Origin of the sequence: Streptosporangium minutum (genome assembly GCF_002149035.1) — a bacterium.
Taxonomy (GTDB): domain Bacteria; phylum Actinomycetota; class Actinomycetes; order Streptosporangiales; family Streptosporangiaceae; genus Streptosporangium; species Streptosporangium minutum.
The window spans coordinates 1-6,628 of sequence record NZ_NGFP01000375.1 but is presented as its reverse complement, the minus strand read 5'-3'; the positions used below and the strand labels follow the sequence as shown (position 1 = coordinate 6,628).

9 protein-coding genes and 1 pseudogene are annotated in these 6,628 nt (G+C 68.3%); 1 reads left to right on the top strand and 9 read right to left on the bottom strand.

Annotation, left to right across the window (positions count from 1 at the left end):
• Window positions 1-977 (top strand): annotated as a pseudogene (locus tag CA984_RS46810) (hypothetical protein); the annotation flags it as partial.
• An 88-nt stretch (window positions 978-1,065) separates the two neighbouring features.
• On the opposite strand, the gene CA984_RS48485 reads toward CA984_RS46810, so the two are convergent.
• The 9 genes from CA984_RS48485 to CA984_RS41750 all read right to left on the bottom strand — a co-directional run.
• Complete coding sequence (locus CA984_RS48485) at window positions 1,066-2,115, bottom strand: tRNA pseudouridine synthase A (protein WP_086578858.1); 1,050 nt, start codon at window positions 2,113-2,115, stop codon at window positions 1,066-1,068.
• Window positions 2,116-2,195: 80 nt separating this feature from the next.
• Window positions 2,196-2,726, bottom strand: a complete 531-nt coding sequence (rplQ, locus tag CA984_RS41785) for a 50S ribosomal protein L17 (protein WP_086578856.1) — start codon at window positions 2,724-2,726, stop codon at window positions 2,196-2,198.
• Between the two features lie 87 nt (window positions 2,727-2,813).
• Entirely contained in the window at window positions 2,814-3,830 is a 1,017-nt protein-coding gene (locus tag CA984_RS41780; protein WP_031171182.1) for a DNA-directed RNA polymerase subunit alpha, read from the bottom strand.
• Between the two features lie 98 nt (window positions 3,831-3,928).
• A complete protein-coding gene (gene rpsD, locus CA984_RS41775; RefSeq protein ID WP_012887861.1) occupies window positions 3,929-4,555 on the bottom strand; it encodes a 30S ribosomal protein S4 in 627 nt (208 codons plus the stop codon).
• Between the two features lie 20 nt (window positions 4,556-4,575).
• Window positions 4,576-4,980 carry a 30S ribosomal protein S11 gene (gene rpsK, locus CA984_RS41770; protein ID WP_020542285.1) on the bottom strand — a complete coding sequence of 135 codons (405 nt, stop codon included), beginning with the start codon at window positions 4,978-4,980 and terminating at the stop codon, window positions 4,576-4,578.
• A 45-nt stretch (window positions 4,981-5,025) separates the two neighbouring features.
• Window positions 5,026-5,406 (bottom strand): 30S ribosomal protein S13, encoded by a 381-nt coding sequence (gene rpsM / locus CA984_RS41765; protein ID WP_012887859.1) that lies wholly within the window; start codon window positions 5,404-5,406, stop codon window positions 5,026-5,028.
• A 211-nt stretch (window positions 5,407-5,617) separates the two neighbouring features.
• Entirely contained in the window at window positions 5,618-5,731 is a 114-nt protein-coding gene (rpmJ, locus tag CA984_RS41760; RefSeq protein ID WP_003956441.1) for a 50S ribosomal protein L36, read from the bottom strand.
• Between the two features lie 24 nt (window positions 5,732-5,755).
• Window positions 5,756-5,977 carry a translation initiation factor IF-1 gene (gene infA, locus CA984_RS41755; RefSeq protein ID WP_012887858.1) on the bottom strand — a complete coding sequence of 74 codons (222 nt, stop codon included), beginning with the start codon at window positions 5,975-5,977 and terminating at the stop codon, window positions 5,756-5,758.
• A 185-nt stretch (window positions 5,978-6,162) separates the two neighbouring features.
• A partial coding sequence (locus CA984_RS41750) for a class F sortase (RefSeq protein WP_108724696.1) occupies window positions 6,163-6,628 on the bottom strand: 466 nt, incomplete at its 5' end.

Below are 6,628 nucleotides of genomic sequence, written 5' to 3'. Positions count from 1 at the left end.
CCTCGATGCCCTCCCCCGCTCCGGCGGCACCGGGCCCCGAGGCCGGGAGGCCGGCGCTGCCTCCGTCCCCCGGCGACCAGGCCACCCCGCCGGGCGGCATACCGGTGATCGTGACGTCGCTCCCGCATGTTCCGGCGACGCCGCCGGACGAGCAGTCGGGTCCCTCGACCGGGGTCATGGAGCTGCGCGGCCCGTTCACCCCGCCCTCGGCGGTCGTGGCGGAGGTCGCACCGCCTCCGCCCGCCCCACCGCGCCGCAGCAAGGCCGGCACCTTGCTGATCGCGGCCGTGGTGACGGTCGTGGTGGGAGGCATCGGCACCGGCGCGTTCTTCGCCTACCAGTCGTTCAACGCCAAGAAGGCGGTCAGCGCGGCCGACCCGCTCCCCAACGCGGAGGGGCCCCTCGATCCCGTCGAGGATCCGGCCCCGGCCGAGCCGGAGCCGGTCAACACCACGATGCTCAACTCCGAGAAGACCGACCCGGGCAAGATGACCGTGGCCGACGCCTTCAGCAAGAAGGTGACCGTGGCCGGGACGACGTTCGTCCGGGTCAAGACCGAGGTCACCCAGCAGTGCCAGAAGGCGGCGGCGGGCAAGTTCGCCAGCGCGCTGCGCAGCAAGGACTGCCGCCGGGTGCTGCGGGCCACCTACGTCGACAGCAAGCGGAAATACGCCGTGACCACCGGGATCGCGGTGCTGCCCACCAGGGAGTCCGCGGTGGAGGTCGACCAGGCCAAGAACCTGAACAGCAACCTGTGGTTCCGTGGCCTGCCGGGCACCCCGGGCACCGGCGCCGAGCGCGTGCACATCGCGGGCGGCTACGCGGCCGGGCTGGTGTGGGGCCGCTACATCGTGTTCAGCTACGCCACCTTCAGCGACGGGCACACCCCGACGGCGAAGGAGAAGAGCCTCGGCAAGGTCAGCGGCGCCTTCCGCGACCAGACCGCCAAGGTCATCGAGCGCCGCGTGACGAGCTGACGGGAGAGGGAGCCGGGGCGGGAGGACGCGGGCCGTACCGGAAGGGTGCGGCCGAGGTCCGCTCGCCCCGGCCTGGCCGACGCGCCCATCACGCGCTGAACGTGCGCACCCGGCGGGTCTCCGTGGCCCGCCGGGCCAGCTCCCCGGCCTCGGGGTAACGCACTTCCTCAAGGCAGAGACCGTGTGCCGGCGCGACATGCACCCCGGAATCCCGTACGGCCCGCGTCAGCACCTGTCCGGGCCAGTCCACCGCGAGGCGCCCCTCCCCGACGGGCAGCAGCGACCCGACGAGGGCCCGGACCATCGAGTGGCAGAACGCGTCGGCCACCACCGTCGCGACGAGGATGCCGTCCTGCCGGACCCAGTCGAGGCGCTGCAGCTCACGGATCGTGGTCGCGCCCTCGCGTTTCTTGCAGAAGGCGGCGAAGTCGTGCTCCCCCAGCAGGGCGGCCGCGGCCGCGTTCAACCTGTCGACGTCGAGCGGTCGGCTGTACCAGACGATCTCGCGGCGGCGGAGCGGGTCCACCCCGCCCGGCGCGTCGGAGACCCGGTAGGCGTACCGGCGCGACATCGCAGAGAAGCGGGCGTCAAAGCCCCTAGGAGCCACCGTAACGCGATAAATCCTTACATCGGGGGGCAGAACACCCGCCAGCCTTCTGCGGAGGCTGGCGAGCCGCTCATCCATGTCGTCCGGCGGCCCGGCGTCGGCAGCGGCCCCGGCAAGGGCGGATCCGATCTCGACGGAGGCGCCGACGGGGCATGCGGCAGCGGACCCTGCCTCGACCTCGGCTGAATGGGCGGCGGACCCGGTGTCGCCCGAGCGTGCGACGGCGGCCCCGGCCGAGCGGGCGGCAGCGGGCCTCGCCTCGGCGGAGGGGGCTGCGGGTGTCCGGCGGCCGTGCCGGCTCTCCAGCGCGCCGAACGCCTCGATCCCCAGATCCACGTGGGCCACCTGGCCCCGGGCGTGCACCCCGGCGTCGGTCCGCCCGGCCACGGTCAGGGCCGGCGGCTCGGGGAGCCTGAGGATCTTGCCGAGCGCCTCCTCGATCTCCCCCTGGACCGTCCGCCGGCCCGGCTGCTTCGCCCAGCCGGAGAAGTCGGTGCCGTCATATGCGAGGTCCAGGCGCAGCCGTACCACGATGTTCCTCCCGAGAAACGGGAACGGGCCCGGCACCTCCCCAGAAGGGGATGCCGGGCCCGCTCACAGGACCTGAAAGATCAGGCGTTGTCCTTCTTGGCCTCGGTCTCCTCGGCGGGAGCCTCGGTGGCCTCAGCGGTCTCCTCGGCGGCCTTCGGCTCCTCGGCGACCTCGGCGGTCTCCTCGGCCTTGGTCTCCTCGGCCTTGGGGGCCGCGGTGGCGGCCGGGGCCTTGGTGGTGCGGACCGTGTTCAGCGGCTCGGACACCAGCTCGATGACGGCCATGGGGGCGGCGTCGCCCTTACGGAGGCCGACCTTCGTGATGCGGGTGTAGCCGCCCGGACGCTCGGCGAAGGTCGGCGCGATCTCCGTGAACAGGTGGTGGACGACACCCTTGTCACGGATGACGGTCAGCACCTGGCGACGGTTGTGCATGTCGCCCTTCTTCGCCTTGGTGATCAGCCGCTCCGCCACCGGGCGCAGACGCTTGGCCTTGGCCACCGTGGTCTTGATCCGGCCGTGCTGGAACAGCTGGGTGGCGAGGTTCGCCAGGATCAGCCGCTCGTGAGCCGGGCTTCCGCCGAGACGGGCACCCTTTGCGGGCTGAGGCATTTCGTTCTCCTTGAGAGTGAACCCGCCCCGGCCGTATCAGGTACCGGGGTCAGGCCGGGGAATCGCTCGATCCCCGTTACAGAAAAATCAGTACTGCTCGGTCTCGACGTACGCGCTGTCGTCGTCGTCGTAGCCGCCGCCGGCCACCGCGCTGGGGTCGAACCCGGGCGGGGAGTCCTTCAGGGCGAGCGTCATCTCGTGCAGCTTCTGCTTGACCTCTTCGATGGACTTCGCACCGAAGTTACGGATGTCCAGCAGGTCCTGCTCGCTGCGGGCCACGAGCTCACCCACGGTGTGGATGCCCTCGCGCTTGAGGCAGTTGTAGGAGCGGACCGTGAGGTTCAGCTCCTCGATCGGCAGCGCCAGGTCGGCGGCCAGAGCCGCGTCCGTCGGCGACGGGCCGATGTCGATGCCCTCGGCCTCGACGTTCAGCTCGCGGGCGAGGCCGAACAGCTCGACGAGGGTCTTGCCGGCGGAGGCCACCGCGTCACGGGGCTTCATGCACGGCTTGGTCTCGACGTCCAGGATCAGACGGTCGAAGTCGGTCCGCTGCTCGACTCGGGTCGCCTCGACCTTGTAGGTGACCTTGAGCACCGGGGAGTAGATGGAGTCGATCGGGATGCGCCCGATCTCCTGGCCCGGCTGCTTGTTCTGCGCCGCGGAGACGTAGCCGCGACCGCGCTCGACGGTCAGCTCCATCTCCAGCTTCGCCTTGCCGTTCAGGGTGGCGATGCGCAGCTCGGGGTTGTGCACCTCGACACCGGCCGGGGGCGCGATGTCGGCGGCGGTGACCTCACCGGGGCCCTGCTTACGCAGGTACATGACCACGGGCTCGTCGTGCTCGGAGGAGACGACCAGCTCCTTGAGGTTCAGGATGATGTCGGTGACATCTTCCTTGACCCCCGGCACGGTCGAGAACTCGTGCAGCACGCCCTCGATGCGGATACTGGTCACGGCCGCGCCCGGGATGGACGACAGCAGCGTGCGCCGCAGCGAGTTGCCGATGGTGTAGCCGAAACCCGGCTCCAGCGGCTCGATGATGAACTTGGACCGGGTCTCCTCGAGGGACTCCTCGAGAAGGGTCGGACGCTGAGCGATCAGCATGTGGGTTCTCCCCTTGCATGGCGACGCCCGCTATTTGACGCCGCTCGAACAACAGCATAGGTGCCGTACGGCGAACCGTACGGCACCTGCGTGAGCCGCTACTTGGAGTAGAGCTCGACGATCAACTGCTCCTGGACCTGGGTGTCGATCTGCTGACGGACCGGGAGCTGGTGGATCAGGACGCGCATGGCCTCCGGAGCGACGCCCAGCCAGGCCGGGAACGTCTTGTCGCCCGAGGTGGCGCGGGCCACCTCGTAGGGCAGGAGGTTGCGGGAGCGCTCGCGGACCTCGACGATGTCGTGCTCGCGGACGCGGTACGACGGGATGTCGACCTTCTTGCCGTTCACCAGGATGTGTCCGTGACGGACCTGCTGGCGGGCGGCGTCGCGGGACTCGGCGAAGCCGGCGCGGTAGACCACGTTGTCGAGACGGCTCTCCAGGATCTGGAGGAGGTTCTCGCCGGTCTTGCCACCCTTGCGGTTGGCTTCCTCGTAGTAGTTGCGGAACTGCTTCTCGAGGATGCCGTAGATGCGGCGGGTCTTCTGCTTCTCACGGAGCTGGAGCTGGTACTCCGACTCCTTCGGCCGACCGCGACCGTGCTCACCCGGCGGGTAAGGACGGATCTCGATGGGGCACTTGGCGGACTCGCACTTCTTGCCCTTGAGGAAGAGCTTGGTCTTCTCCCGACGGCAGAGCTTGCAGTCCGCACCCGTGTAACGAGCCATTTCTCTCTATCTCCTGGGTATCAGACGCGGCGGCGCTTCGGCGGGCGGCAACCGTTGTGCGGCACGGGGGTGACGTCCTGAATGGAGCCAACCTCGAGGCCGGTCGCCTGCAGCGAACGGATCGCGGTCTCACGGCCGGAGCCGGGACCCTTGACGAAGACGTCGACCTTGCGCATGCCGTGCTCCATGGCGCGGCGAGCGGCGTTCTCGGCTGCCATCTGCGCGGCGAACGGGGTGGACTTACGAGAGCCCTTGAACCCGACGTGGCCGGCGCTGGCCCAGGAGATCACGTTCCCGTTCGGGTCGGTGATCGAAACGATCGTGTTGTTGAACGTGCTCTTGATGTGGGCGTGCCCGTGAGCGACGTTCTTCTTTTCCTTGCGGCGCACCTTCTTCGGGGCACCCTGGCGGCTCTTAGGAGGCATTCTTTGCCTTCACTCCTGAGGTCTTCGGTCCTGCGGCTGCGCGGACTACTTCTTACCGGGCTTCTTCTTGCCGGCCACGGTCTTCTTCTTGCCCTTACGGGTACGCGCGTTGGTCTGCGTGCGCTGACCGTGCACGGGAAGGCCACGGCGGTGCCGGATGCCCTGGTAGCACTGAATCTCGATCTTGCGACGGATGTCGGCCTGAACTTCGCGACGGAGGTCACCCTCGATCTTGTAGTTCGCCTCGATGTAGTCACGCAGCGGGACGAGCTCTTCGTCCGTGAGCTGGTGGACACGGAGGTCGCCGTTCACACCGGTGGCCTTGAGGGTCTCGAGCGCACGGGTGCGGCCGATTCCGAAAATGTAGGTGAGAGCGATCTCCAGCCGCTTGTCGCGGGGGAGGTCGACGCCAACCAGGCGAGCCATGGTCGGGCATTCTCCTTCTTTATGGCGGAGGTCCTGCGCCTCACTTCCCCTCCCCATGCCCGGGGTGAGGGCCCCGGCCTCCGACCGGGGGTCTCCTGCGGGGTACGGCCGTGGGCCGCCTGCACAGGTGTGAAGCGCGATTACTTTGTGGCCTCACATGGGTCGAGTCCGCCACCAAGGAGCGGACTCTTGCAAGACCTTTTTACTGCGACTAGCCCTGACGCTGCTTGTGGCGCAGGTTGTCGCAGATCACCATGACGCGACCGTGCCGGCGGATCACCTTGCACTTGTCGCAGATCTTCTTGACGCTCGGCTTGACCTTCATAGTCCTTATTCGTCCCTCAGACGCTTATTTGTATCGGTAGACGATCCGCCCACGACTGAGGTCGTAGGGGCTCAGTTCGACGACAACCCTGTCGTCAGGAAGGATCCGGATGTAGTGCATCCGCATCCGTCCGCTGATGTGGGCCAGGACCTTATGGCCGTTGTCGAGTTGCACCCGGAACATCGCGTTCGGGAGCGACTCAACCACAGTGCCCTCGATCTCGATGGCGCCGTCTTTCTTGGCCATGTCCCTCGCGTTTCACTGATCGGTCGTCTGAGGCTTCGGAACACTAAGCAGCCGCGACCCAGCGCTTCGATGAGAGCGGCGGTTGCGACACCGCCGACGCGCAATGGTCATAGTGAACCGAAAAAGGAGTGTACGGCACCGGGCGAGGAAATGCGAAACACCCGGCCGGTACCTTGACACAACCGCTACTCAGGATACCCCAGATCTGAGGTGAGATATCCCGCACGGTACGACGCATGGACGATCACATTGTCGTCATAGGAACGTCTGGCCTGGTCAAAGCTACCACCGCAGGTAACCAGGCGCAGCCGCCGCCCGCCTGTCCGGCCGTACACCCGATCCGCGGGGAAGCGATCCTTGGGCGCCTGCTCCAGCCGCTCCACCGCGAAGAGCGCCACGGTCCCGTCCCCGCGCGCCACGCCGATGGCGTCCCCCGGCCTGAGCTCGTCGAGCCGGGCGAACACCGCGGGCCCGGTCCTGGTGTCCAGATGGCCGACGATGACCGCCGAACCCGGCTCCCCCGGAGTCGGGCCCCCGCCGTACCAGCCCGCCACGTCGGCGTGGTCGAGCGGCGGCACGGCGAGCGTGCCGTCGCCCTCCAGGCCGAGCACCACCAGCGGGGCGTTCACCCCGATGCGCGGAATCATGATG

What these genes read in the sequence shown, in the direction of transcription:
- rpsD (WP_012887861.1), bottom strand. Translation starts at nt 4,555, where the DNA reads ATGGCTCGTTACACGGGTGCGGACTGCAAGCTCTGCCGTCGGGAGAAG.
- CA984_RS41780 (WP_031171182.1), bottom strand. Translation starts at nt 3,830, where the DNA reads ATGCTGATCGCTCAGCGTCCGACCCTTCTCGAGGAGTCCCTCGAGGAG.
- rpsK (WP_020542285.1), bottom strand. Translation starts at nt 4,980, where the DNA reads ATGCCTCCTAAGAGCCGCCAGGGTGCCCCGAAGAAGGTGCGCCGCAAG.
- rpsM (WP_012887859.1), bottom strand. Translation starts at nt 5,406, where the DNA reads ATGGCTCGCCTGGTTGGCGTCGACCTCCCCCGCGACAAGCGGCTGGAG.
- rpmJ (WP_003956441.1), bottom strand. Translation starts at nt 5,731, where the DNA reads ATGAAGGTCAAGCCGAGCGTCAAGAAGATCTGCGACAAGTGCAAGGTG.
- infA (WP_012887858.1), bottom strand. Translation starts at nt 5,977, where the DNA reads ATGGCCAAGAAAGACGGCGCCATCGAGATCGAGGGCACTGTGGTTGAG.
- rplQ (WP_086578856.1), bottom strand. Translation starts at nt 2,726, where the DNA reads ATGCCTCAGCCCGCAAAGGGTGCCCGTCTCGGCGGAAGCCCGGCTCAC.